Origin of the sequence: Nocardioides caricicola (assembly GCF_039541135.1) — a bacterium.
Classification (GTDB): Bacteria; Actinomycetota; Actinomycetes; order Propionibacteriales; family Nocardioidaceae; genus Nocardioides; species Nocardioides caricicola.
Genome location: NZ_BAABFQ010000003.1, coordinates 344,905 through 369,355 on the forward strand (window position 1 = coordinate 344,905; position 24,451 = coordinate 369,355).

At 71.1% G+C, this 24,451-nt stretch carries 26 protein-coding genes; 14 read left to right on the forward strand and 12 right to left on the reverse strand.

What is annotated here, in order from left to right; all coding sequences use genetic code 11:
• Positions 1-22: 22 nt before the first annotated feature.
• Genes ABD875_RS03375 through ABD875_RS03390 form a run of 4 tightly spaced genes read left to right on the forward strand, consistent with a single transcriptional unit; the run spans position 23 to position 3,493 of the window.
• Complete coding sequence (locus ABD875_RS03375; RefSeq protein ID WP_345171193.1) at positions 23-778, forward strand: enoyl-CoA hydratase family protein; 756 nt, start codon at positions 23-25, stop codon at positions 776-778.
• Positions 775-1,665: a CoA transferase subunit A gene (locus ABD875_RS03380; RefSeq protein ID WP_345171195.1), complete on the forward strand. Its 891-nt coding sequence runs from the start codon at positions 775-777 to the stop codon at positions 1,663-1,665. Before ABD875_RS03375 ends, ABD875_RS03380 begins: the two co-directional genes overlap by 4 nt.
• Positions 1,665-2,429, forward strand: a complete 765-nt coding sequence (locus ABD875_RS03385; RefSeq protein ID WP_345171197.1) for a CoA-transferase subunit beta — start codon at positions 1,665-1,667, stop codon at positions 2,427-2,429. The genes ABD875_RS03380 and ABD875_RS03385 overlap by 1 nt, the downstream gene beginning before the upstream one ends.
• Positions 2,426-3,493, forward strand: a complete 1,068-nt coding sequence (locus ABD875_RS03390; protein WP_345171199.1) for an NAD(P)H-dependent flavin oxidoreductase — start codon at positions 2,426-2,428, stop codon at positions 3,491-3,493. Before ABD875_RS03385 ends, ABD875_RS03390 begins: the two co-directional genes overlap by 4 nt.
• Here ABD875_RS03390 and ABD875_RS03395 read toward each other — a convergent pair.
• Positions 3,490-4,476, reverse strand: a complete 987-nt coding sequence (locus ABD875_RS03395) for a GNAT family N-acetyltransferase (protein ID WP_345171201.1) — start codon at positions 4,474-4,476, stop codon at positions 3,490-3,492. The genes ABD875_RS03390 and ABD875_RS03395 overlap by 4 nt on opposite strands.
• Before the next feature lie 73 nt (positions 4,477-4,549).
• Between ABD875_RS03395 and ABD875_RS03400 the strand changes: the two genes are divergently transcribed.
• The 4 genes from ABD875_RS03400 to ABD875_RS03415 are packed head-to-tail and all read left to right on the forward strand — an operon-like array spanning position 4,550 to position 7,446.
• Entirely contained in the window at positions 4,550-5,797 is a 1,248-nt protein-coding gene (locus ABD875_RS03400; protein ID WP_345171203.1) for a CehA/McbA family metallohydrolase domain-containing protein, read from the forward strand.
• A 9-nt stretch (positions 5,798-5,806) separates the two neighbouring features.
• Positions 5,807-6,247 carry a hypothetical protein gene (locus ABD875_RS03405; RefSeq protein ID WP_345171205.1) on the forward strand — a complete coding sequence of 147 codons (441 nt, stop codon included), beginning with the start codon at positions 5,807-5,809 and terminating at the stop codon, positions 6,245-6,247.
• A gap of 46 nt (positions 6,248-6,293) precedes the next feature.
• Positions 6,294-6,650 carry a hypothetical protein gene (locus tag ABD875_RS03410; protein ID WP_345171207.1) on the forward strand — a complete coding sequence of 119 codons (357 nt, stop codon included), beginning with the start codon at positions 6,294-6,296 and terminating at the stop codon, positions 6,648-6,650.
• A 13-nt stretch (positions 6,651-6,663) separates the two neighbouring features.
• Entirely contained in the window at positions 6,664-7,446 is a 783-nt protein-coding gene (locus ABD875_RS03415; RefSeq protein ID WP_345171209.1) for an isocitrate lyase/PEP mutase family protein, read from the forward strand.
• Between the two features lies 1 nt (position 7,447).
• On the opposite strand, the gene ABD875_RS03420 is transcribed toward ABD875_RS03415, so the two are convergent.
• Genes ABD875_RS03420 through ABD875_RS03435 form a run of 4 tightly spaced genes read right to left on the reverse strand, consistent with a single transcriptional unit; the run spans position 7,448 to position 11,135 of the window.
• The gene (locus ABD875_RS03420) at positions 7,448-8,596 is read right to left on the reverse strand and encodes an acetyl-CoA C-acetyltransferase (protein ID WP_345171211.1); all 1,149 of its coding nucleotides are present in this window, start codon (positions 8,594-8,596) and stop codon (positions 7,448-7,450) included.
• Positions 8,589-9,185, reverse strand: coding sequence for a TetR/AcrR family transcriptional regulator (locus ABD875_RS03425; protein WP_345171213.1), 597 nt, complete (start codon positions 9,183-9,185; stop codon positions 8,589-8,591). Before ABD875_RS03425 ends, ABD875_RS03420 begins: the two co-directional genes overlap by 8 nt.
• Complete coding sequence (locus tag ABD875_RS03430; protein ID WP_345171215.1) at positions 9,178-9,960, reverse strand: SDR family oxidoreductase; 783 nt, start codon at positions 9,958-9,960, stop codon at positions 9,178-9,180. The genes ABD875_RS03425 and ABD875_RS03430 overlap by 8 nt, the downstream gene beginning before the upstream one ends.
• Positions 9,957-11,135 carry an acyl-CoA dehydrogenase family protein gene (locus tag ABD875_RS03435; RefSeq protein ID WP_345171217.1) on the reverse strand — a complete coding sequence of 393 codons (1,179 nt, stop codon included), beginning with the start codon at positions 11,133-11,135 and terminating at the stop codon, positions 9,957-9,959. The genes ABD875_RS03430 and ABD875_RS03435 overlap by 4 nt, the downstream gene beginning before the upstream one ends.
• 39 nt (positions 11,136-11,174) lie before the next feature.
• On the opposite strand from ABD875_RS03435, the gene ABD875_RS03440 reads away from it, so the two are divergent.
• The 5 genes from ABD875_RS03440 (at position 11,175) to ABD875_RS03460 (ending at position 15,955) form a co-directional block, all read left to right on the forward strand.
• Complete coding sequence (locus ABD875_RS03440) at positions 11,175-12,605, forward strand: FadD3 family acyl-CoA ligase (RefSeq protein ID WP_345171219.1); 1,431 nt, start codon at positions 11,175-11,177, stop codon at positions 12,603-12,605.
• 102 nt (positions 12,606-12,707) lie between these two features.
• Positions 12,708-13,847: an acyl-CoA dehydrogenase family protein gene (locus tag ABD875_RS03445; RefSeq protein WP_345171221.1), complete on the forward strand. Its 1,140-nt coding sequence runs from the start codon at positions 12,708-12,710 to the stop codon at positions 13,845-13,847.
• Entirely contained in the window at positions 13,844-14,674 is an 831-nt protein-coding gene (locus ABD875_RS03450; protein ID WP_345171223.1) for an acyl-CoA dehydrogenase family protein, read from the forward strand. Before ABD875_RS03445 ends, ABD875_RS03450 begins: the two co-directional genes overlap by 4 nt.
• On the forward strand, positions 14,674-15,627 hold the full coding sequence (locus ABD875_RS03455) for an acyl-CoA dehydrogenase family protein (RefSeq protein WP_345171225.1): 954 nt from the start codon (positions 14,674-14,676) through the stop codon (positions 15,625-15,627). The genes ABD875_RS03450 and ABD875_RS03455 overlap by 1 nt, the downstream gene beginning before the upstream one ends.
• A gap of 184 nt (positions 15,628-15,811) precedes the next feature.
• Positions 15,812-15,955: a hypothetical protein gene (locus ABD875_RS03460; protein ID WP_345171227.1), complete on the forward strand. Its 144-nt coding sequence runs from the start codon at positions 15,812-15,814 to the stop codon at positions 15,953-15,955.
• A gap of 308 nt (positions 15,956-16,263) precedes the next feature.
• Here the strand turns inward: ABD875_RS03460 and ABD875_RS03465 are convergent, their stop codons facing one another.
• The 4 genes from ABD875_RS03465 to hsaA are packed head-to-tail and all read right to left on the reverse strand — an operon-like array spanning position 16,264 to position 19,869.
• On the reverse strand, positions 16,264-16,899 hold the full coding sequence (locus tag ABD875_RS03465) for a flavin reductase family protein (RefSeq protein ID WP_345171229.1): 636 nt from the start codon (positions 16,897-16,899) through the stop codon (positions 16,264-16,266).
• A gap of 12 nt (positions 16,900-16,911) precedes the next feature.
• Positions 16,912-17,808, reverse strand: a complete 897-nt coding sequence (gene hsaC, locus ABD875_RS03470) for an iron-dependent extradiol dioxygenase HsaC (protein WP_345171231.1) — start codon at positions 17,806-17,808, stop codon at positions 16,912-16,914.
• Positions 17,805-18,689, reverse strand: coding sequence for a 4,5:9,10-diseco-3-hydroxy-5,9,17-trioxoandrosta-1(10),2-diene-4-oate hydrolase (gene hsaD / locus ABD875_RS03475; protein WP_345171233.1), 885 nt, complete (start codon positions 18,687-18,689; stop codon positions 17,805-17,807). Before hsaD ends, hsaC begins: the two co-directional genes overlap by 4 nt.
• Positions 18,690-18,702: 13 nt before the next feature.
• Positions 18,703-19,869 carry a 3-hydroxy-9,10-secoandrosta-1,3,5(10)-triene-9,17-dione monooxygenase oxygenase subunit gene (hsaA, locus tag ABD875_RS03480; RefSeq protein ID WP_345171235.1) on the reverse strand — a complete coding sequence of 389 codons (1,167 nt, stop codon included), beginning with the start codon at positions 19,867-19,869 and terminating at the stop codon, positions 18,703-18,705.
• Between the two features lie 115 nt (positions 19,870-19,984).
• On the opposite strand from hsaA, the gene ABD875_RS03485 reads away from it, so the two are divergent.
• On the forward strand, positions 19,985-21,025 hold the full coding sequence (locus ABD875_RS03485) for a lysylphosphatidylglycerol synthase transmembrane domain-containing protein (protein WP_345171237.1): 1,041 nt from the start codon (positions 19,985-19,987) through the stop codon (positions 21,023-21,025).
• Here ABD875_RS03485 and ABD875_RS03490 read toward each other — a convergent pair.
• The 3 genes from ABD875_RS03490 to ABD875_RS03500 are packed head-to-tail and all read right to left on the reverse strand — an operon-like array spanning position 21,022 to position 24,423.
• Positions 21,022-21,933: an alpha/beta hydrolase gene (locus tag ABD875_RS03490; RefSeq protein ID WP_345171239.1), complete on the reverse strand. Its 912-nt coding sequence runs from the start codon at positions 21,931-21,933 to the stop codon at positions 21,022-21,024. The two genes, ABD875_RS03485 and ABD875_RS03490, sit on opposite strands and share 4 nt — an antisense overlap.
• On the reverse strand, positions 21,926-22,507 hold the full coding sequence (locus ABD875_RS03495; protein WP_345171241.1) for a TetR/AcrR family transcriptional regulator: 582 nt from the start codon (positions 22,505-22,507) through the stop codon (positions 21,926-21,928). The genes ABD875_RS03490 and ABD875_RS03495 overlap by 8 nt, the downstream gene beginning before the upstream one ends.
• Positions 22,504-24,423, reverse strand: a complete 1,920-nt coding sequence (locus tag ABD875_RS03500; protein WP_345171243.1) for a flavin-containing monooxygenase — start codon at positions 24,421-24,423, stop codon at positions 22,504-22,506. Before ABD875_RS03500 ends, ABD875_RS03495 begins: the two co-directional genes overlap by 4 nt.
• Positions 24,424-24,451 lie beyond the last annotated feature (28 nt).

Consider the following 24,451-nt stretch of genomic DNA (forward strand, 5'->3'; position numbering starts at 1 on the left):
CTTGCTTGGTAGAGGAGATCACGTGCCCATCACTTCCGAACTCCGGCCGGACGGCATCCGGGTCGTGACGATGGACGCCCCGCCGGTGAACGCGCTGACCGTGCAGGGCTGGTTCGACGTCGCCGCCGCCCTCGACGAGGCCGGGCGCGACCTGGACACCAGGGTCGTCGTGCTCCGCGCCGAGGGTCGCGGCTTCAACGCCGGCGTCGACATCAAGGAGATGCAGAGCACCACCGGCTTCGACGCGCTGATCGGTGCCAACAAGGGCTGCTTCGCCGCGTTCAAGGCGGTCTACGAGTGCGCGGTCCCCGTGGTCGCCGCGGTCAACGGCTTCTGCCTCGGCGGCGGCGTCGGTCTGGTCGGCAACGCCGACTGCGTGGTCGCGAGCGACGACGCCTTCTTCGGCGTGCCCGAGGTCAAGCAGGGCGCGCTCGGCGCCGCCACGCACATGGCTCGGCTGGTGCCGCAGCACATGATGCGCACGCTGTACTTCACCGCGCGCACGATCAAGGCCGCCGACCTGGTGCAGTTCGGCTCGGTCCTGGATGTGGTCCCCCGCGACCAGCTGGACGACGCCGCGCTGAAGGTGGCCGGCGAGATCGCTGTCCACGACACCCGGGTGATCCGGGCGGCCAAGGAGTGCCTCAACGGCATCGACCCGATCGACGTGAACAAGAGCTACCGCTTCGAGCAGGGCTTCACGTTCGAGCTCAACCTCAACGGCGTGAGCGACGAGCTCCGCGACGACTTCGCAGGGACGGACAAGAGCAAGCGATGACCAAGGGACCGCGCGACAAGCGCATGACGATCGACGAGGTCGTGGGCGAGCTGCACGACGGCATGACCATCGGCATCGGCGGCTGGGGGCCGCGCCGCAAGCCGATGGCACTGGTCCGGGCGATCCTCCGCTCCGACCTGAAGGACCTGACCATCGTCAGCTGGGGCGGCGCCGACGTCGGCCTGCTCGCCCGCGCCGGCAAGATCCGCAAGCTCGTCTACGCGTTCGTCAGCCTCGACTCGGTCCCGCTGGAGCCGAACTTCCAGAAGGCCCGCCAGGAGGGCTCGATCCCCGAGCTCGTCGAGCTCGACGAAGGCATGTTCCAGACCGGCCTCCGAGCCGCGGCGCAGCGACTGCCCTTCCTGCCGATGCGCGCGGGCCTCGGCTCCGACGTCCTGGTCAACCAGCCGTGGATCAAGACCGTCACCAGCCCGTACGCCGGCCCGGACGGTCAGCACGAGGAGCTGGTCGCCGTCCCCGCGCTGCACCTCGACGTGGCGCTCGTGCACCTCAATCGCGCCGACCAGCACGGCAACGCGTCGTACCTCGGCCCGGACCCGTACTTCGACGACCTCTTCGCGATGGCCGCCGACCGCTGCTACGTGAGCGTCGAGCAGGTCGTCGACACCGCGGGCCTGACCGTCGACACCCCGGTCCAGCGGCTGCTGCTGCACCGGATGATGGTCACCGGCGTGATCGAGGCCCCGAACGGCGCGCACTTCACCACCTGCTCCCCCGACTACGAGCGGGACGAGAAGTTCCAGCGGGCGTACGCCGCGGCCGCGGGCGGGACCGACGAGGAGTGGGCCGCCTTCGAGGAGCGCTTCCTCAGCGGCGACGAGACCGCCTACCAGGCCGCCGTGGCGGCGTTCGGGGAGGAGAGCTGATGGACGCCACTCGTGCCGACGTGTGCGCCGCCGCGATCGCGGACGCGTTCAAGGACGACGGTGAGATCTTCGGCAGCCCGATGGGGCTGCTGCCGATGCTCGGCGTCCGGCTCGCCAAGCTGACCAGCAACCCGGACCTCGTGATCTCGGACGGCGAGTCGCTGTTCCTCGCGGGCGTGCCGCCGCTGTTCGCGAAGGGCGACGTGGTCGAGGGCTGGATCCCGTTCCGCAAGGTCTTCGACGTGGTCGCCTACGGCAAGCGGCACGTGATGATGGGCGCCACGCAGGTCGACCGGCACGGCAACCAGAACATCTCGGCGATCGGCGACTGGGCGCAGCCGAAGCGACAGCTGCTCGGCAGCCGAGGCGCCCCCGGCAACACCGTCAACAACCGGACGTCGTACTGGGTGCCGAAGCACTCCCCTCGCGTGTTCGTCGAGCGGGTCGACATCGTCTCGGGTGTCGGGCCGCGGCTCGCGAAGGAGGCCGGGCCGGCCGCTGCGCGCTACAACGACATCCACCGGATCGTCAGCAACCTCGGGGTCTTCGACGTCAACGGTCCCGATGACACCGTCCGGCTGCTGAGTGTCCACCCGGGCGTGACCGTCGACGAGGTGCGTGAGGCGACCGGCTTCGAGCTCGACGTCCCCGCGGAGGTCCCGACCACGCGCGAGCCCACGATGGAGGAGCTGATCATCATCCGCGAGGTGCTGGACCCGAAGGGTCTGCGCTTCAAGGAGGTCCCCCAGGAGACGGCATCGTGATCGACCAGCTGCTCCGTACCCCGTTCACCGACCTCGTCGGTGTCCGGCACCCGGTCGTGCAGACCGGGATGGGGTGGGTCTCGGGCCCGCGCCTGGTCAGCGGTACGGCGAACGCGGGCGGGCTCGGCATCCTGGCCAGCGCGACCATGACGTTCGCCGAGCTCGAGGCCGCGATCGTCGAGGTCAAGGGCCGCACCGACCAGCCGTTCGGCGTCAACCTGCGCGCCGACGCGACGGACGCACCCGACCGGTGCCAGCTGCTGATCGACCACGGCGTGAAGGTCGCGTCGTTCGCGCTCGCGCCGAAGCCCGAGCTGATCGCCAAGCTCAAGGAGCACGGCATCGTGGTGATGCCGTCGATCGGCGCCGCCAAGCACGCCGTGAAGGTCGCGTCGTGGGGCGCGGACGCCGTGATGGTGCAGGGCGGCGAGGGCGGTGGCCACACCGGTCCGGTGCCGACCACCCTGCTGCTGCCGACCGTCCTCGACGCCGTGGACATCCCCGTGGTCGCCGCCGGCGGCTTCTTCGACGGCCGTGGCCTCGCGGCCGCCCTGTCGTACGGCGCCGCCGGGATCGGCATGGGCACGCGGTTCCTGCTGACCCAGGACTCGGCGGTGCCCGACGCGGTCAAGCGGCTCTACCTGGAGAAGGGCCTGACCGACACCGTGGTGACCGCGAAGGTCGACGGGATGCCGCACCGGATGCTGCGCACCGACCTCGTCGAGGAGCTCGAGGGCACCAGCGCGCTCAGGCGGCTCGGCCCGACCGTGCGCCGGACCCTGGAGTTCAAGCGCACCAGCGGGATGTCCTGGGCCGGCCTCGCCAAGGACGGCCGCGCGATGAAGAAGGCGCAGGGGCGCAGCCTCGGGCAGATGGCACTGGCTGCCAACACCCCGATGATGCTCAAGGCCGGCCTGGTCGAGGGCGACACCTCCGCGGGCGTGCTCGCCAGCGGGCAGGTCGTCGGCGTGATCGACGACCTGCCGACCTGCGAGGAGCTGGTCTCGCGGGTGGTGCGGCAGGCAGCGGACGAGTTGCGGCGCACCCGGTCCTACATCGTCTAGAGCGAGCGCTGGTAGGAGAACGCCCGCGAGAGGACCTCGTAGCCGAGCGCCTCGTTGACGCCGATCATGTGGTCGTTGGACTCGGCGTTCCAGGTGTCGATCGTCTCGACCTGCGGCTGCACCTCGGCCAGCCAGCGCACCATCTCGGTCTTGAGCAGCACGCCGAGCCGATGGCCGCGGTGCGCCCGGACGACCGACGTGTCGTGCTGGTGCGCGATCCACGGTCGCAGGCCCTCGACCGCGACGACGGTGTGACCGGCGAGCTCGCCGGTCTCCCGGTGGCGGGCGTAGACGCGGTGGAGCACGTGGCCCTGCCCGGCCTGCGCGGCCTCGTAGGCCACGATCCGCTCGGGCGGGTACGCCTCGTCCTCGATGTCGAGGTCGTCCAGCGGCGCGTCGTTGATCGCCTCGGTCAGCCTCGCCACCACCGGCAGCTCGTCCTCCGGGGTCGCGCCCACCCGGCGGACGAGCTCGTAGTCCGCCGCGGCGGCGAGAGCGGCGGCGTGCAGCCGGTCGAGCTCGGACCGGTCGACCTTCGCGAGGACCTGGCGCCGGTTGACCGAGACCTGCTTGCGCTCGAACCCGTGCCGCGCCGCGAACGCCTCCGGCCCGGGCAGGTCCCAGCTGTCGATCCCGACCGAGGTCTTGCCGTCGCTGCGCGCCCGGTCCAGCAGGACCTCGACGACCGCGGAGCCATGGCCCCGCCGGCGGTGCTCGGGGTGCACGTCGACGCCGAACCATGCCACGTGCAGGTTGTCGTACGTCGCCGTCTCGTACGACGCGACCGCGACGTCGGCGCCGTCCACCGTGACCAGGAAGTGGTCGCTGGGCTCGCCGTCCCAGCCGTGGCGCATGCTCAGGGCCGTCGCCTCGGGCAGCTTCGGGTGCGACCACGGCTCCTCGAACATCCGCACCGCCTCGCTGACAGCGGTGGTGCGACGCACGGCGTCGGCGTCGTCCCACGTCACCTGGCGGATGTCCATAGTTCTCGAGAATGACCCACAGCGACGCGGAACGCATCCGAGTTTCCGCCGTTGGACGGGCATGTGCGAGGGAGTGACCCGACGAACCGTCCTCGGCGCCGGTGGCGGCCTGCTGCTCGCCGGCTCGCTGGCGCCGACCGCGCCCGCCGTCGCGGGCACGGGCGCCTCGCGCCGGTCGCGCCTGACCCAAGGCACCCGCCTGGTGCACGCCGACCTGCACAACCACACCCTGCTGTCCGACGGGGACGGCGACCCCGCGCGCGCCTTCCAGTCGATGCGCGACGCGGGCCTCGACGTCGCGGCCCTCACCGACCACGCCACGATCTCCGACAACCTGCTCGGCGACGTGCTCGCCGGGATCCTGCCACCGGAGTACAGCCAGCTCGGCGGGCTCACCCCGTCGGGGTGGCAGCAGACGAGGACGCTGGCGGACGCGGCCGACCTCCCGGGCACGTTCACCGCGATCCGGGGCTTCGAGTGGTCCGAGCCGCTGCTCGGGCACGTGAACGTCTGGTTCACCGAGCACTACGTCGACGTTCTCCAGGCCGGGCTGATGCAACCGCTGCTGGACTGGCTGCGCCGAGAGCCGGGCCTGGTGCTCGACGGCGGCGCGGGTGGGCTCGCCGGGTTCAACCACCCCGGGCGCGAGCCGGGACGGTTCCAGGAGTTCTGCTACGACCCGCGCGTGCGCGACCGCGTGGTGTCGCTCGAGATGTTCAACCGCACCGACGACTTCCTGTTCGAGGGCTGGGCGGACGGCAGGACCTCGCCGCTGGTCGCGTGCCTCGACGCGGGCTGGCGCACCGGCATCACCGGCGTCACCGACGAGCACGGGACCGACTGGGGGTTCCCCGAGGGCAAGGGCCGGACCGGGCTGTGGGTCGACGAGCACAGCCGGCAGGGCGTGAAGCGCGCGATGCGCGCCCGGCGGTTCTTCGCGACCCCGACGTCCGGGCTGCGGGTCGACGCCACCGCCACCCCGCAAGGTGGCCGCACGTACCGGATGGGCTCGACGATCCCGCTCGAGCGCGGGGTCGTGCGCATCCGGCTCGACCTCGCCCGCGACGACGAGTGGGTCGGACGTCCGCTGACCGCCCAGGTGCTGCGGTCCGGCGCGGCGGCGCCGACGGTCGCTCACGTCGAGGACTTCCTGGTCGGCCCGGTCGTCGAGCTCGACGTACCCGTCGACGTCGCCGACGGTGACTGGTTCCTCGTGCGCGTCGCCGACCCGTCCCAGCGCAACGCCACGTCTGGACCGGAGGGCCACCCCGGCAACGACTTCGGCGTGGCCTACACCAGTCCCTGGTGGTTGGAGCCCTAGTCTTCGGCGGTGGGCCGCGCCGTTCTCCTGTTGATGATCCCGGTCAACCTCTTCCTGGTCGCGTGGGTATGGCTGGGTCGCATCGTGTTCGGCGTCGGCGGCTGGTTCTTCGTGTTCTTCATGTTCACGGTCGTGCCCGTCGTGTTCATCGCACTGCTGGTCACCACGGTGCTCGCCTACACCCAGGACGGCCGGCCGCGCGCGCTCACTCCGCTCCAGACGTGGTCGCAGGTGCTCACCTGGCTCGGGCTGTTCGCGTTCGGCGCGTTCATGCCCGACTTCGGCGACACCGAGGACAGCATGCGCTCCCTGCTGACCCAGGCGTTCGGCTACTCCGACGACCTCTACAACCTGGGCTTCGCGCTAGCCGCCGCGGCCGGGCTCGGTGCCGTCGCGGCGTACCTCGTCCTGTTCTGCTCACTGATCTTCGCGCGCCGCCAGCCCACCTGACCGGCCCCGATTCGGGTCCGCGCCCCGGGCGCGAGACAATGGGGACGTGTCCGAGCCGCAGGCGAAGAAGCGTCCCCGCCACCTGATGGACCCCGACAACCCGCGCCGCGAGGTCAAGTCGCAGGCGAGCGGGTCGATGCACCTCGAGCCGGTGCAGAAGTGGGTGCTCTCGGTGCTCGCGGCCACCACGATCGTGCACCTGGCCTTCGGCCTGGTGATCGCGGCGATGTACGTCGACGACGCGCGCACCGACGCCCAGGTGGGCCTGAACATCCTGGCCGGCGCCTTCGGCGTCATCGCGGTCGCGGTGTTCCGGGCGATCCACCAGTTCAAGATGCTGTCGCCGTGGCTGCTGCTCGGCGTGGTGCCGACGTTCCTGGGGCTCTGGCTCACCTTCCGCTGAGTACCGTGGGGGCATGGCTGACACCGCGACCCAGACCAAGGCGACCACCCTCCTCCGGCTCCACCAGGCACCCGAGCTCCTCACCGTCGTGAACGTCTGGGACGTGATCAGCGCGAAGGTGGTCGCGGACGTCGAGGGCACGACAGCGCTGGCGACCGCGAGCCACTCGATCGCCGCGTCCTACGGCTACCCCGACGGGGAGAACATCCCCGTCGACCTGATGCTCGAGGCGGTCGGCCGCATCGTCGCCTCGACCGACCTCCCCGTGACCGCGGACCTCGAGGGCGGCTACGGCGACCCGGCCGAGACCGTGCGCCGCGCGATCGGCATCGGCGTCGTCGGCGCCAACATCGAGGACCAGATGCGCCCGCTCGCGGAGGCGGCGGCGAACGTGGAGAAGATCATGAAGGCCGCCGAGCAGGAAGGTGTCGACTTCGTGCTGAATGCGCGCACCGATGCGTTCGTGAAGGGCCGCGACCGCGACCAGGGCGAGGTCCTCGCGGAGGCCGTCGAGCGCGGCAAGGCGTTCCTCGATGCCGGCGCGCCCGTGGTGTTCGTGCCCGCCCGTCTGGACGAGGACCAGGTGGTCACGCTGGTCGACGCCTTCGGTCCCCAGCGGCTGACGATGATCGGGATCCCCGGCGTGCCGTCGCTCGCCCGGTTGCAGGAGCTCGGTGTCGCGCGGGTCTCCTACGGCCCGATGTCGCAGAACGTCGCACTCACCGCGCTCCAGGAGCTCGTCGAGGACGTGCACCGCGGCGGCGGCGTCCCGTCGACGATGCGGATGCTCAACTGAGCTAGAGCCGCTCGATGATGGTCACGTTGGCCTGACCGCCGCCCTCGCACATCGTCTGCAGGCCGTACCGCCCACCGGTCCGCTCGAGCTCGTTGAGCATCGTGGTCATCAGCCGCGCACCGGTGGCGCCGATCGGGTGACCGAGGGCGATGCCACCGCCGTTCACGTTGACCTTCTCGTGCGGGACGCCGATCTCGTGCATCCAGGCGAGCACGACGGGGGCGAACGCCTCGTTGCACTCGAACAGGTCGATGTCCTCGACCGACAGGCCGGTCTTGTCCAAGGCGTGCTTGGTCGCCCGGATCGGCCCGGTGAGCATCCAGACGGGGTCGTCGCCGCGCACCGAGAGGTGGTGGATCCGCGCGCGCGGGGTGAGCCCGTGCTCGGCGACCGCGCGCTCCGACGCGATGAGCAGCGCGGCGGAGCCGTCACAGATCTGCGAGGCCATGGCCGCGGTGATCCGGCCACCCGGCGCCAGCGGGTCGAGGCCGGCCATCTTCTCCAGCGTGGTCTCGCGCGGGCACTGGTCGGTGTCGAAGTCGCCAACGGGGTCGATCTCGTTCTTGAACCGGCCCTCCGCGATCGCCGTCCGCGCCCGCTCGTGCGAGGCCAGCGCGAACTCCTCCATGCTCTCGCGGGAGAAGTCCCACTTCTCCGCGATCATCTCGGCCGAGCGGAACTGGCTGACCTCCTGGTCGCCGTACCGCGCCTGCCAGCCCGGCGACTCCGCGAACGGCGTCGAGAAGCCGTACTGCTGGCCGACGATCATCGCCGCCGAGATCGGGATCGCGCTCATGTTCTGCACGCCGCCCGCGACCACGAGGTCCTGGGTGCCCGACATGACGCCCTGGGCCGCGAAGTGCACCGCCTGCTGCGACGAGCCGCACTGGCGGTCGATGGTCACGCCCGGGACATGGTCGGGCAGCCCGGCGACCAGCCACGCCGTCCGCGCGACGTCACCCGCCTGCGAGCCGATCGTGTCGCAGCAGCCGAGGATCACGTCGTCGACGGCCCCGGGGTCGACGCCGGTACGCCGCACCAGCGCGGCCAACGTGTGGGCGGCGAGGTCGGCGGAGTGCATCGCAGCGAGCGCTCCCCCGCGCTTGCCCACAGGAGTTCTGACAGCGTCGACGATGTAGGCCTCAGGCATGAGCAATCCCATCGAGAAGAATGGTGAGGTACTGGTCCGCCACCTCGGTGTGGCTGAGCTCCCCGCCGGGGCGGTACCACCGGACCGCGACCCAGACGGTGTCGCGGATGAACCGGTAGGTGAGCTCGATGTTCAGGTCCTTGCGCAGCGCGCCGGTCTTCACGCCCTCGTTGAGCAGGGTCATCCAGACCTCGCGCGACTGGGCGTTGCGCTCGGCGAGGTAGCCGAACCGCTCGAAGCCGCCCAGGAAGTCCGCCTCGTTCTGGAAGATCGCGACCTCGTAGCGGTGCTGGTCGATCGCCTCGAACGACAGCCGGACCGCCCGCTCGATCTTGGTCCGCGCGTCGGCGTCGCTGGCGATCACCTCGTCGTACGCCGCGAACAGCTCGGTCTGGAACGTCTGCAGGATCTCGTCGACCATCGACTCCTTGGAGTCGAAGTGGTGGTAGAGGCTCCCCGAGAGGATGCCGGCGGCGTCGGCGATGTCGCGGACCGTGGTGTTCTTGAAGCCCTTCTCGGCGAAGAGCTCGGCGGCGATCTCGAGCAGCTCGTCGCGCCGCGTCGCCGAGGCCGGTGTCTCCTTAGGCATGCTGGCTGCTCACAGACACGACTTCGCCGGTCATGTACGACGCGTAGTCGCTGGCGAGGAACACCATCACGTTCGCGACCTCCCACGGCTCCGCGGCACGCTTGAACGCCTCGCGGTCCTTCAGCTCCGCGAGCAGCTCGTCGGACGTGACCTTCGCGAGGAACGGGTGCATGGCCAGGCTCGGCGACACCGCGTTGACCCGGATCCCGTGCGGCGCCAGGTCCATCGCCGCGGACCGGGTCAGCGCCATCACGCCGGCCTTGGCCGCGGCGTAGTGCGCCTGCCCCTCCTGCGCGCGCCAGCCGATCACCGAGGCGTTGTTGACGATCACGCCCTTCTTGCCGGCCGCCACCATGCGGTTGCCGGCGGCCCGGATGCAGCGGAACGTGCCGGTCAGCGTGATGTCGAGGACCCGCGTCCACTGCTCGTCGGTCATCTCGAGGATGCTCGCCGTACCGCCCAGTCCGGCGTTGTTGACCATGACGTCGATGCCGCCGAACTCGTCGGCCGCGTCCAGGAACGCCGTCAGCTGCGCCTCGTCGGTCACGTCGCAGACCAGCTGCCGCACGCGGTCGGCGCCGAACTCCTCGGCGAGCGTTGCCTCCGCCTCCGCGAGCCGGCGCTCGTGGGTGTCGCTGAAGACCACCGCCTTCGCACCCTCCTCGAGCGCGCGGCGGACGACGGACGCGCCGATGCCCGCACCCGCGCCGGCGGTGACCGCGACGACCTTGCCGGCCAGGAGGTCGTGTCCAGGGACGTACTCAGGGGCGGTCATCCGCGTGCCTCTCGAGGAAGGCCGAGCACACGCTCGGCGAGGATGTTGCGCTGCACCTCGTCGCTGCCGCCGTAGATCGTGTCGGCACGGGAGAACAGGAAGAGCCGCTGCCAGCGGTCGAGGTCGTACGGCGCTCCAGCGGTGAGGCCCTCGGCGCCGACGACGTCCATCGACACCTCGCCGAGACGCTTGTGCCAGTTCGCCCAGACCAGCTTGAAGATCGAGGCCTGGGCCGGGTCGTCCTCGGACAGCCCCCGCAGTGCCTGGAACCGGATCACGTCGAGCTCGACGGCCAGGCCGGCCAGCCGGTCGCGGACGACGGGGTCCTCGATGGCGCCGTTCTGCTTCGCCACGTCGAGCAGCGCCTCCAGCTCGCGGAAGAATCCGACGACCTGGCCGAGCACGGACACGCCGCGCTCGAAGCCGAGCAGCGCCATCGCAACCTTCCACCCGTCGCCGGGCTCGCCGACGACGAGATCGGCCGAGGTGCGGGCGCCGGTGAAGAACACCTCGTTGAACTCCGAGCCGCCGGTCAGCTGCTCGATCGGCCGGACCTCCACGCCGTCCTGGTCGATCGGGACCAGCAGGAACGACAGGCCGCGGTGCCGCTCGGACCCGGGCTCGGTGCGCGCCACGACGAACAGCCACTGGCTCTCGTGGGCGTTCGACGTCCACACCTTCTGGCCGTCGATGACCCACTCCCCGTCATCGGCAGAGCCCTCGAGACGCGCCTTGGTCTGCACGTTGGCGAGGTCGGAGCCGGCGTTCGGCTCGGAGTAGCCCTGCGCCCACAGCTCCTCGACCGCCACGATCTTCGGCAGGAACCGCCGCTTCTGCTCCTCGGTGCCGAACGCGATCAGCGTCGGGCCGAGCAGCTCCTCGCCGAGGTGGTTGACGCGCACCGGCGCGTCCGCACGGGCGTACTCCTCGTGGAAGATCACCTGCTGGACCAGGCTGAGCCCGCGGCCGCCGTACTCGGTCGGCCAGCCCAGGCAGGTCCAGCCGTGCTCGGCCAGCAGCCGGTTCCACGCGACCCGCTCCTCGTGCGCCTCGTGGTCGCGCCCGGGACCACCGAGCCCACGCAGCGCGAGCCAGTCGCCGGTCAGGTGCTCCTCGAGCCAGGCCCGCACCTCGGCGCGAAATGCCTGGTCCTCCTCGGAGTAGGTCAGGTCCACGGGTGGTACTGTACCAAGCAAATGCTTGGTCAGGAGACATTGCCCGCCCTGCTCCGCGACGCCGCGGAGCGTTTCGGCGACCACGCGGCCTACCGGGAAGGCGACCGGACGGTCTCGTACGCCGAGCTCCTGCGGCTCGTGGAGCGGACCAGTGCGGCCTACGGCATCGCCTCCGGCGACCGGGTCGTGATCTGGGGTCCGAACAGCATCGACTGGGCCGTGGCCGCCCTCGCCGTCTCGTACGCCGGCGGCGTCCTGGTGCCGGTCAACTCGCGCTACGTCGGCGCCGAGGTCGCCGACGTCGTCGAGCGCACCTCCGCCGCGCGGGTCGTGGTCCACGACGGCTTCCTCGGGCGCGACCAGGTCCAGGAGCTGCGCGACGCCGGCGTGGACGCCGGGGTCGTCACGACGCTGGCCGACCTGATGGCCACCGAGGCCGCGGGCGCCGCGCCTGCCGACGTCACGCCGGACGACGTTGCCGACATCCTCTTCACGTCCGGCACCACCGGACGCTCCAAGGGCGCGATGAGCGCGCACCGGCAGACGGTCGGCGTCGCGCGCGCGTGGGCGGAGCTCGGCGGGGTCCGGCAGGACGACCGATACCTCGTCGTGAACCCGTTCTTCCACTCGTTCGGCTACAAGATCGGCATCGTGGTCGGGCTGCTGACCGGCGCGACGCTCTACCCGCTCGCGACGTTCGACCTCGACGAGACGATGCGGCTGATCGAGGAGGAGCGGATCACCGTGCTCCCCGGTGCGCCGACGATCTTCACCTCCCTGCTCAACGCCCCCGGCCGCGAGGAGCGCGACCTGTCCTCGCTGCGGCTCGCGGTCACCGGAGCGGCCGTCGTGCCGGTCGTGCTGATCGAGCGGATGCGCGACGAGCTCCGGATCGACCAGGTCGTCACGGCGTTCGGGATGACCGAGGCCGTCGTGGTCACGATGTGCCGCGAGGGCGACTCGGCGGAGACCGTGGCGAGCACCAACGGCCGCGCGATCCCAGGCATGGAGACGCGGATCGCCGACAACGGAGAGCTGCTGGTCCGGGGCGACTACGTGATGCTCGGCTACCTCGACGACCCGGAGGCGACGGCCGAGGCGATCGACGCGGACGGTTGGCTGCACACCGGCGACGTCGGGACCCTTGACGAGCACGGCAACCTCGCGATCACCGACCGACTCAAGGACATGTACATCTCCGGCGGGTTCAACGTGTACCCCGCCGAGGTCGAGCAGACGCTGGCCCGCCTGGACGGCGTGGCCGACGTCGCGGTCGTCGGCGTGCCCGACGACCGGATGGGCGAGGTCGGCAAGGCGTTCGTCGTGGGCACGGCCACGCCCGACGACGTGATCGCCTTCGCCAAGGAGCGCCTCGCGAACTTCAAGGTCCCGCGGTACGTCGAGGTCGTCGACGGTCTGCCGCGGAACCTGTCCGGCAAGGTGCTGAAGAACGAGTTGCGCGGTGGTTGAGGTGCGAGCGAAGCGAGCCTCGAAACCACCCGAGCCCGGAGGTGGTTTCGAGGCTCCTCGCTGGCGCTCGTCGCACCTCAACCACCGACGAGAGGACCTCTGTTGGACCTGACCTTGTCCGAGTCCGAGCTGGCCTTCCGCGACGAGGCCCGGGAGTGGCTGGCCGCGAACGTGCCGAGCGAGCCGCTGCCGTCGATGGACACCGCCGACGGCTTCGTCGCCCACCAGGAGTGGGAGCAGAAGCTCGCCGACGCGCGCTGGGCGGTCGTGTCGTGGCCCGAGGAGTACCACGGCCGCGGCGCCTCGCTGGTCGAGTGGGTGATCTTCGAGGAGGAGTACTACCGCGCCGGCGCACCGGGCCGGGTCAGCCAGAACGGCATCTTCCTGCTCTCGCCGATCCTGTTCGACCACGGCACGAAGGAGCAGCAGGACCGGTTCCTCCCCTCGATGGCCACCGGCGAGAAGATCTGGGCGCAGTGCTGGTCCGAGCCCGAGGCGGGCTCCGACCTCGCCTCGCTGCGCTCCACCGCGACTCGTGACGACCAGCGTGGCGGCTGGGTGCTCAACGGCCAGAAGACCTGGTCCTCACGGGCGACGTACGCGCACTGGGGCTTCGGCCTGTTCCGCTCCGACCCGGAGGCCCAGCGGCACCACGGGCTGACGTACTTCCTCTTCCCGCTCGACGCGGACGGCGTGACCGTGCGGCCGATCGCCCAGCTCGACGGGGAGGCCGGGTTCGCGGAGGTGTTCTTCGAGGACGTGTTCGTGCCGGACTCCGACGTGCTCGGCGCGCCCGGCGACGGCTGGCGGGTCGCGATGTCGACCGCCGGCAACGAGCGCGGCCTCTCGCTGCGCTCCCCCGGCCGGTTCTGCGCGGCCGCCGACCGGCTCGTCGACCTCTACCGCGAGCAGCCCGACCCGACGTTCGCCGACGGCGTCGTGGACGCCTGGATCAAGGCGCAGGCCTACCGGCTCTACACGTGGGGCACGGTCACGAAGCTGGCCGGTGGAGGCGACATCGGCGCCGCGGGCTCGGTGAACAAGGTGTTCTGGTCCGAGCTCGACATCGCGCTGCACGAGACCGCGCTCGACCTGCTCGGCCCCGAGGCGGAGGTGGAGTCGCGCTGGCTCGACGGCTACACGTTCGCGCTCTCCGGCCCGATCTACGCGGGCACCAACGAGATCCAGCGCAACATCGTCGCCGAGCGCATCCTCGGCCTGCCGCGAGAGGTGAGGAAGTGAAGTTCGTCCTCGACGGGGACCAGAAGGACTTCGCGTCTGCCCTGGACTCCCTGCTGGCCAACGCCGACACTGTCGCGGTCGCCCGGGCCTGGGCCGACGGCGACCACGAGCCCGGGCTCAAGCTCTGGGAACGCCTCGCCGAGATGGGCGTGACGTCGCTCGCGACCGACGAGACGCCGGTCGAGATGTGCATCGCGTTCGAGGCGCTCGGCCGACACGCCGTGCCCGGTCCCTGGGTCGAGTCGGTCGGCTACCTGGGCGCGGAGGAAGGCATCCGGACCGTCGCCCTGCCGCCGGTCGTGCCGTACGCCCTGGACGCCGACATCGCCGACAACGTCACCGAGGTCGGGGCGCGGCACGGCTCCGTCGACCGCACCCGGCGCCTCTTCGAGGTCGAGGGCACCACCGAGATCGACCAGGCTGCGTTCGACCGGGCGGTCATCGCGGTCTCGGCGCAGCTGCTCGGCTGCGGCGAGCGGATCCTCGACGACTCGGTGACCTACGTGAAGCAGCGCAAGCAGTTCGGCCGCGAGATCGGGTCCTACCAGGCGATCAAGCACCAGCTTGCCGACGTGCGCATCGCGCTCGACTTCGCCCGCCCGCTGGTGCTGGGCGCGGCCCTGGGCGAGGTGCCGGCGTCCGCAGCCAAGGTGGCGTGCGCGGACGCGGCGTACCGCTCCGCCCGCACGGGCCTGCAGGTGCACGGCGCCATCGGCTACACCCAGGAGTTCGACCTGAGCATCTGGCTCACCAAGGTCCGCGCGCTGGTCACCGCGTGGGGGACGCCGGCCTACCACCGGCAGCGGCTGTTGGAAGGGCTCGTCTGATGGACTTCGCGCTCACCGAGGAGCAGCGCGAGCTCGCCTCGACCGTGCGGTCGTTGCTGGCCAAGCGCGCCGACGCCCGTGCCGAGCAGTACGACGAGTCGCTCTGGCAGACGCTCTGCGAGCAGATCGGCGTGCCCGCGCTCGGCATCCCCGAGGAGTACGGCGGTGCCGGGTTCTCGTTGTTCGAGTCGCTCGTCGCGCTCGAGGAGGTCGGCCGGTCGCTGGCGCCGTCGCCGCTGCTGTCCTCCCTGGTGACCTCGGAGGCGTTGCTGGCCGGGGCGGACGAGGACGCCAAGCAACGGCTGCTCCCCCGGATCGCCGAGGGTGAGGTCGCGGCCTTCGTCGACGGGGACGGTCCGGTGCTCGACGGCGACCTCGCGTCCGTGCTCGTCGCGGCCACCGACGACGGTCTCGTCGAGCTCGCGGACGCCGAGCGCACCTGGGTCACCACCATGGACCAGACGATCCGGCTCGCCACCGTGGCCGGCGGATCCGCGACGCCCATCGGCGACGCCGGCAAGGCCCGCGACCGAGCCCGGCTGGTCGGCGCGGCCGGGGTCGCCGCGCTCGCCGTCGGGTGCGCCGAGCGAGCCCTGGACATGACGGTCTCGTACTCCCAGGAGCGCGTGCAGTTCGGCCGCCCGATCGGCTCCTTCCAGGCGCTCAAGCACCGGATGGCCGACATGCTGGTGCTGCTGGAGATGTCGCGCACCGCGTCGTGGGCGGCGTCGTACGCCGTCGCCACCCACGCCGAGGACGCCGAGCGCCTCGCGCACGTCGCGAAGTCCTACTGCTGCGACGCGCTCTCGCACATCGCCGGCGAGACCGTGCAGCTGCACGGTGGCATCGCGATCACCTGGGAGCACGACGCGCAGCTGGTGTTCAAGCGTGCGCACGCGCTCGGCCAGCTGTTCGGGAGCCCGCGAGAGCACCGGAAACTCGTGCGCCTCTGAGCCGGAGCGGGCCCCACCTCCGCGTGGCGCAGCTGACGCCGTAGCGGCCAGATCCCTTGCGTGGGAAGGCTTGTGGACGTTTCGTGGACGAGCCGTTACCGATCGCTCTGGACCGATCCGGCCTTTCCGCGCCGATTTCGTCCGAAACCTCGCCAGTCACACGTGTCACTCCTATGTTCGGCTCATGACCACCTTCGCCATCGCCGCAGAGGCACTTCTCGACGAGACCGACGAGCTGGACGTGCTCCCGCGCTCGGTCGCGAACCCGCGTCGTACGACGTGGACCGGCTTCGCCAAGGACGACGCCGACCGCCTGCCGGCCAGCTGAGACCTATCTCACGCCGTCGCAACTCGCCTGCCTCGGATCGGCTACCTAGGGTGGCCACGTGGATGCCAACGAGACCTTTCAGGACCAGGACGTCGACACCCTCACCGAGGACATCACCGAGACCGAGGTCTGGCCGACGTCGACCGCCAACCAGACGCGGATCCGTATCTGACCTCGTCGTACCTCTTCGACCCACCCGCATCGCGGGTGGGTCGAACCCATTTCGGGCCGGTCCCTTCTCAGGCTCGGATGTCGCCGCGAGCCAGGGAGCTTCATCGACCCGGACGCCGCGGCTGTGGGATCGGTTGTCAGCGCGGGTCGGTGGTGCGGTACTGGCCGGCGTAGAACAGCAGCGGCTCCGCGGCCGCGTCGTCGTGGACCGCCAGCTCGGCCACCCGACCGATGACGACGTAGTGGTCGCCGGCCTCGTGCACCTGGTGGATCGTGCAGTCGACGTGCGCCAGCACGCCTTCGAGGACCGGGGAGCCGGTGATCGGCGCCGGGGTCCACTTCACGTCCGCGAACTTGTCGGTGCCCCGGCTGGCCATCGTGTTGGACAGCTCGGCCTGGTCGGCGCCGAGGAAGTTCACGCAGAACCTGCCCGAGCGCTGGATCAGCGGCCACGCCCGGGAGGTCTTCGCCGGGATGAACAGCACCAGGGGCGGGTCCAGCGAGACGCTGGAGAACGACTGACAGGTCAGGCCGACCGGCTCGCCGTGGCTGATGCCGGTCACCACCGTGACACCCGAGGCGAACTGCCCGAGCACGTCGCGGAACCGGCGCGCGGCGGCGACGTGCTCCGGGTCGTCGTGGACGGCGATGTCCTCGCCCGGGCGCAGCTCGAAGTCGATGTCCTGGTCGCCCAGCCAGGAGCTGATCAGCTCCGGGCTCGGCCAGGTCTCCCGGGCGTCCGGGCTCATCCCCTCCGGAATGTCCGAGGTCATGGGATCAGTCTTTCACTGGCCGCCGCCGAAGTCGTGACCCCAGTACGACACGGCCGTCGACTCGCGCGCCACCCAGCGCCCGTCGTCGACCGTGAGGCCGTCGGTCCCGAACTCGACGTCGAAGCCACCGGGTGACTTCACGTAGAACGAGATCATCTCGTCGTTCATGTGCCGGCCCAGCGTCGCCGAGAGCGGCGCGCCGTGCTTGCGGACCCGCTCCAGGGCGCGGCCGACGTGGTCGAGCTCGTCGACCTCCAGCATGATGTGCACGCACTTGGAGGGGTTCGGCATCGGCAGGAACGCGAGCGAGTGGTGCCGCGGGTTCACGCCCAGGAAGCGCAGCCAGACCTTCGAGCCGGGCTCCTTGCCGACGAACTCCCCCGGCATGCTCATCGAGTCGCGCAGCCGGAAGCCGAGCACGTCGGTGTAGAACCGCAGCGCCTCGACGTCGTCGAGCACCGGCAGCACGATGTGCCCCATCCCCTGGTCCCCGGTGACGAACGTGGCGGCGTACGGCGTGACCACCGGCCGCGACTCGTAGGTGATGCCGTGGAAGAGCTCGAAGACGTTGTCCCAGGGGTCGCTGAACCGGATCAGCTCCTGCACCCGGCGCTCGTCGAGCTCCTCCTTGGTGCCCTCCTCGAAGTCCACGCCGGCCTTGCTGAGGTGCTCGCGGGCCTCCTGCAGGGCGCGGTGGTCGGCGAGCTCCCAGCCGGTGGCCGCGAGCTGGTCGACGTCGGAGGGGAACACCACGAGCCGGGCCGAGACCTGGTCGATGCGCCAGTACTGGTTGTCCGGGTTGGGGCCGCGCCCGGCAGCGAGGCCGAGGACCTTGCCGGCGAACGTCTCCCACTGGGACAGGTCGGTGCTGGCGACGCGGACGTAGCCCATGCTCTTCACGTCGATCACTGCTTCGACCTCTCTACGTGACGGGCGAGGAAGGCGGTCGTGATGTCGGCGAACTCGTCGGCCGCCTCGATCTGGGCCCAGTGCCCACAGTTCGGGAAGACATGCAGCTGCGCCTTCGGGATCAGCTTGAGGGCGACCATCGCGCCGTCCAGCGGGTTCACCCGGTCCTCGCGGCCCCAGGTCAGCAGCGTGTGCTTGCGCAGCCGGTGCGCCTCGCGCCACAGCATGCCGTCCTCGGCCGTCTCCGGGTTCCAGAACGACATGCCCATCGAGCGCATCGCGTCCTGGGCGCCGGGGGCGGTCGCGTCGGCGAAACGCTCGGCGACCAGCTCGTCGGTCACCAGCTCCTGGTTCACCACCATCGTCGAGATGAACGCGCGCAGCCGCTCGGGCGTCGGGTCGGCCCCGAAGTCCATCAGCCGCTGGACCCCCTCGGTCGGGTCGGCGTGGAACAGGTTGAGCGAGAGCCCGCCCGGTCCCATCAGCACCAGCCGGCCGACGCGGTCGGGGTGGCTGAGCGCCAGCCGCATCGCCGTACCGCCGCCCAGGCTGTTGCCGAGCAGGTGCACCCGGTCGATGCCGAGCTCGTCGAGCAGCTTGACCACGTGGTCGGCCGAGTGCCGGTAGTAGTTGCCGACGACCGGCGGCTTGTCGGAGCCGCCGAAGCCCGGCTGGTCGATCAGCAGGGTGCGGAACGACGAGGCGAACTTCGGCAGCGCACTGCCGAAGTTCGACCACGCCGATGCTCCCGGCCCACCGCCGTGCAGCATGACCAACGGCAGACCGCCACCGATGTCGGTGGGCTCTCCCGCCTCGTAGTAGTTGAGCGTGATGTCCCCTGCCTTCGCAGAGTGCTGGACGCTCGCCTTGGTGATGGTCACCGTGTCAGACAACTCAGTACATCCCCGGGTCGACCTTGTGCCCGAACTCGTGCGCGCCGTACATCTGCAGCGCCCGCTCCGGGTCGTTGGCGGCGTGCACCCGCCCGGCGTGCGCGTCGCGCCACGCCCGCTGCAGGTATGTGCCCTGGGTGAGCGCGCGGCCGCCGGAGGCCTCGAACAGCGAGTCGATCGCGTCGATCGCGCGCTGGGTGCCGAGCACCTGGTCGCGGCGGACCCGCAGCCGCAGCCCGAGCGGGATCTGCTCGCCCTTGGCGACGTGCGCCTGCTCCTCGCGGATGTTGTTGACCAGCAGCGCCCAGGCGGCGTCGATCTCCGAGGACGCCTTCGCGATGCGGACCGCGGCGAACGGGTCGAGCGACGCCTTCTCGCCGAGGTACGCCGCGCGCACCCGCTTCTGCTGCATGTCGACGTGCTCGGCGTACGCGCCGCGCGCCATGCCGATGATCGGCGTCGTGATGGTGCCGGTGAAGATCGAGTGGAACGGCAGCTTGTAGAGCTCGCTGGTGTTCTGCTCCTGGCCGGGGCCGAAGCAGCGGCCGGTGTCGCCCATGCTCAGCGTGAACGCCTCGGGCACGAAGACGTCCTCGACGACGATGTCGTTGGAGCCCGTGCCCGACAGGCCGACCATGTGCCAGACGTCGACGATCGTGTAGTTCTCGCGCGGCACCATGAACGTCTTGAAGTCGACGACGTTGCCGTCGGCGTTGAAGACCAGGCCGCCGAGCAGCACCCAGGAGCAGTGGTCACAGCCGGACGAGAAGCTCCACTTGCCGGACAGCGTGTAGCCGCCGTCGGTCACCGTGGCCTTGCCGGTCGGAGCGTACGACGAGCTCAGCCGGGTGCTGGTGTCCGCGCCCCACACGGCCTGCTGGGCCTCCTCGGGGAACAGCGCGACCTGCCACGGGTGCACGCCGACGACGCTGGAGACCCAGCCCGTCGAGCCGCACGCACCCGCGATGTCGCGCACCGCGGTGTAGAAGTCGACAGGGTCGGACTCGAACCCGTCGAAGCGCTTGGGCTGGAGCAGCCGGAAGAACCCGACCTCCTCCAGCTCCTTGATCGACGCCTCGGGGACCACACGGAGTCGCTCGGCCTCGTCGGCCCGCTCCCGGATGCCGGGCAGCAGGTCGCGGACGCCGTCGAGAACAGCCTGGGACATCGACATCTCCTGTCACTGAGTGAACAGGATCGATACTAGAACACGTTCTCGTTTTGGTCGAGAACCACCCACCTCGGGTGAACCGGAGGGCTCCCGGGTCCGGGACGGTGGCGCCATGCCCGAGCGCTCCCACCGCACCCTGGTCAAGCGGTGGGGCGGCCGGGCGGTCGGCCTGACGATCACCGCCGTCGGCCTGTACGTCGTGGCACCCAGCCTGATCACGATGTTCGCGTCGTGGCCACAGCTCGCCACGGTCGACGTCCCGTGGTTCTTCGTGCTCGCCGCGCTCCAGGCCGGTCGCCTGGTGTCGCTGTGGTGGCTGACCAAGCTGGCGATGCGGCCGGGGCGCCACGAGCCGCACGACGCGCCCCGCCTCGGCTGGAGGGCGACCGCGACGGCCCAGCTGGCCGGCAGCGCCGCGGCCAAGATCCTGCCCGGCGGCGGCGCGACCGGTGGGGTGATCCAGGCGAAGATCCTCATCGACGACGGGCAGCCGCCGAAGGCGGTCGCCTCCGGGCTCGGCGCGATCGCGCTGCTGAACAACGCCGTGCTGTTCCTGCTGCCGATCCTCACGATCCCCGCGCTGCTCATCGGGCCGCCGCCGGCCGAGCAGCTGCAGCTCGGCCTGCTCGTCTCGGTGGTCCTCGCCGCCGTGATCGTCACGATCGGCGTCACCGTCCTCACCTGGCCCCGGGTGCTGGACGTGGCCGGTCGCGGGATCGGGTCGGTCGTGCACCTGATGCGCCGCACGGTGACGCCCGCGGGCGTCTCCGGCGGGCTGCTCGCGCAGCGCGAGCGGATCGCCGACGCGTTCCACGGCCGGTGGTGGCGCTCGGTGTTCGCGATGGCCGCGAGTCGGATGTTCGACTACGCCTCCCTGGTCGCGGCGCTCGTCGCCTTCGGCGTGCACGCCCGGCCGTCGGAGGTGCTGCTCGCGTTCGTCGTCTCGCAGGCGCTCGCGATCGTCCCGATCACCCCCGGTGGCGTGGGCTTCGTCGACGTCGGCCTCACCGGCATGCTCGCGCTGATCGGCGTCCCCACCGAGACCGCGATCATCGCGACGCTGCTCTACCGGCTGTTCTCGTTCTGGCTGCCGATCCCCCTCGGCGCGTTCGCCTGGGCCGGCTGGCGGATCCGGCGGCGCGGCGCCGGCTAGAGCCCGAACGCCGACCGCAGGGCGGCGACCTGGCTGGCGCGGAACTCACGGACCACGGGCTTGTCCGCGAACGCGTCGAACCCGTGGAACGCGCCGGGCACCACCCCGGTGGTGCAGGCGACGCCCGCGGCGCGCAGCCGGTCGGCGTACGCCAGCGCCTCGTCGTGGAAGAGGTCGAGGGTGCCGACGCCGATCCAGGCCGGTGGGAGGCCGGCGAGGTCCTCGCAGCGGGCGGGCGCGGCGGTCGGGTCGACGCCGGGCCGTCCGGGCGCGTGGCCGAGGTAGCTCGACCAGCCGAAGCGGTTGGCCTCGTTGCTCCACAGCCTGCGGTGCTCGCGATCCGGGTCGGGGCGTGCGGCGGTGCGGTCGTCGAGCATCGGGTAGACCAGCAGCTGGAGGCACAGCGCGGGTCCGCCCTGGCCGCGCGCGTGCAGGGCGACGGCCGCGGCCAGCCCTCCCCCGGCGCTGCCGCCGCCGATGGCGACCCGGCTCGCGTCGATCCCGGGCTGGGCGGCGAGCCACCGCACGGCGTCGTAGCAGTCGTCGCGCGCCGCCGGGAACCGGTGCTCCGGGGCGAGCCGGTACCGCACCGTCGCCACCACGACGCCGAGCTCGTCGGCGACGGAGCGCAGCGCCGGCTCGTCCTGCAACGGGCTCCCGATCAGCAGACCGCCGCCGTGGACGTAGAGCAGTGCCGGGCTCCGCGTCGGGGCGTGGGTGGGGCGGTAGACCCGGACCGAGGCGGTCGGCGACACCTGGGTCTCGAAGAAGTCCGGATCGGCGGGCAGCCGCTGGATCCCTGTGCGCAGCAGGGGTACCAGCCGCGGGCTCACCGCGGCGCGTGGCAGCAGCCGCGACCCGGTGCGCAGCTCGGGGTGGAAGCGCCCCGCCGCGAGCCGGCTACGCATCGGCGAACGCCGGGCTGAGGAAGGCGTCAAGGTGCGCGACGAGGGACGCCCGGTCGGTGATGTCGACGGCCCGACCAGGGACACCGACGAGCGAGACCACGACCCGGATCACCCACTCCGCACCGGCGACGACGTCCACGTCGCGCCGGACCAGGCCGCGCTCCTGCGCGGCGGTGAGCTGGTCGACCCAGAAGCCCGCGAGACCAGGGACGACCTCGTGGACGAATGTGCCCATCACCTCGGCGTACTCCTGCGGCTCGGCCTCCGCCAGGTCCAGCGCCAGCGGGCCCAGCGGTGCCGCGCTCGACATCAGCACGGCCTCCGCGACCATCTCCGAGAACGACGCGGCCGCCGACACCCGGGCGTCAGCCGTGGACCAGAACTCCTCGTCCCGGCGGATCAGCGCCGCCGAGATCAGCGTCGCCTTGTCGGGGAAGAACCGGTAGACGTACACCCGCGACAGCCCAGCCTCGTCGGCCACCGCCTGCACCGTCGTACGCCGGATCCCGTCCCGGCGCAGGCACGCCTCGGCGGCGTCGAGGATCCGCTCGCGGGAGCGGTCGCGTGCGGTCACGACAGCTGGTAGTCGGCCGGGTCCGGGCGGCGTGTCCAGCCCCAGTAGTCGACGATGCGGAACGGGTTGAGCCCGTGCACGTCGCCCTCGGCGTTCTTGTAGTAGTTGTGGGCGATGTGGGGCGAGGCCCACACCATCGTCTGCGCCTCGGCCTGGACGCGCTGGTACCACTCGTCGTACGCCGCCTGCGTCGGCTCGATCGCCGTGTGCCCGCCCTCGGCGAGCAGCCGCAGGCACTCGACCAGGAACGTGACCTCGCACTCCGAGGCGAAGATGATGCTCCCGCCGCTGGCGAGGTTGGTGTTCGGTCCGTAGAGCAGGAAGAGGTTCGGGAAGCCGCTGACGGTGACGCCGAGGTGGGCGCGCGGCGCGCTCCCCCAGGTCTCGCGGAGGTCGTGGCCGTCGCGGCCGATGATGCGCAGCGGCAGCAGGAAGTCGTTGACCCGGAAGCCGGTCGCCCACACGACCACGTCGGCGGGGTGGTGCTCGCCGAGGCTGTCGACGACGCCGTCGGCCTCGAGCCGGTCGACCCCGGCCCGCACCAGCGTGACGTTCTCCTTGCTGAGCGTCCGCAGCCAGCTGCCGTTGTCCTGCAGCGTGCGCTTGCCGGTTGCCGGGTAGTCGGGGACCACCTTCGCGACCAGCTCCGGGTCGTCGGGCAGCTGGCTGGTGATCCACTCGGAGAACATCGCGCGGGCGATGTCGTTGACCTCGCTGACCGAGGTCTCCTGGTGCTCCCAGGTCGGATCGACCTTCGCCGCGGCGAGCCCGGCGTCGCAGCCCGGCCAGAAGATCAGGAACCGGAACCACCGGCCGTAGAACGGCAGGTGCCGGATCGCCCAGCCGACGCCGGGTCCGACGCTGTCGTGGTAGCCCGGGTTCGGGAACATCCACTGCGCGGTGCGCTGGATGACGGTCAGCGTCTGCACCTGGTCGGCGATCGCGGGCGCCACCTGGAAGCCGGTCGCCCCGGCTCCCACCATCACCACGCGCTTGCCGGTGAGGTCGACCTCGTGGTCCCACGTCGCCGTGTGGAACGCCGGCCCGTCGAACGACCCGGGCACGTCCGGCACGAACGGCCGGTTCATCTGGCCGACGGCCGCCACGACCGCTCGGGCGACGAGTGTCGATCCGTCGTCCAGCTCGACCGACCAGGTGCCCGCGACCTCGTCCCAGGCCGCGCCCAGGACCTCGGTGGCGAACCGGGTGTGCGCGCCCAGGCCGTGCCGGTCGAACGTGCGCTGGAAGTACGCCTGCACCTCGGGCTGGCGGGGGAAGAACTCGGTCCAGTGGTCGTCGGGCTCGAAGCTGTAGCAGTAGAAGTGGCCACCCACGTCCACGCGGGCGCCCGGGTAGGTGTTCTCCCACCAGGTCCCACCCGGTCCGGCGTTCTTCTCGACGATCACGAACGGGAAGCCGGCCTCCGAGAGCCGGATCGCGGCCAGGATGCCCGACATGCCGGCGCCGATGATCACCACGGGATAGTCGGCGGCCCCGTCGACCGCACCGACCGCGCGGACGTCGGTGCCCTCGAGCTCGAGCTCCTCCAGCATCATCGGGACGTACTCGTCGCCGACCTCGGCGCCGACGATCCACGACATCAGCTGGTGGACCATCTCCGGCGCCACCGGCTCCGGCTCCGGGCAGCCCCGGTCCCGCCAGTCCCGGATCACGTCGAGGGCGAACGCGCGCGCCTCGGCCTGGGCCTCGGGAGCCATGAACCCCTGGTACTCGTTGAGGAAGCTGCCCAGCGGGCGCAGCTCGCCGGCGAGGATCGCGGCCCGGTCCTCGGGTCGGCTCATGTGCACGCAGGAGGCGAGCAGGGCGGGGACCGAGAGGTCCTCCAGCGCGGCGGCCAGCTGCTCGTCGGAGAACTCGGCGGCGGTGAACGGCCGCCCGGAGTGCACGTTGCGCATGCGGCGGAGAGTACACACTTCTCAGAAT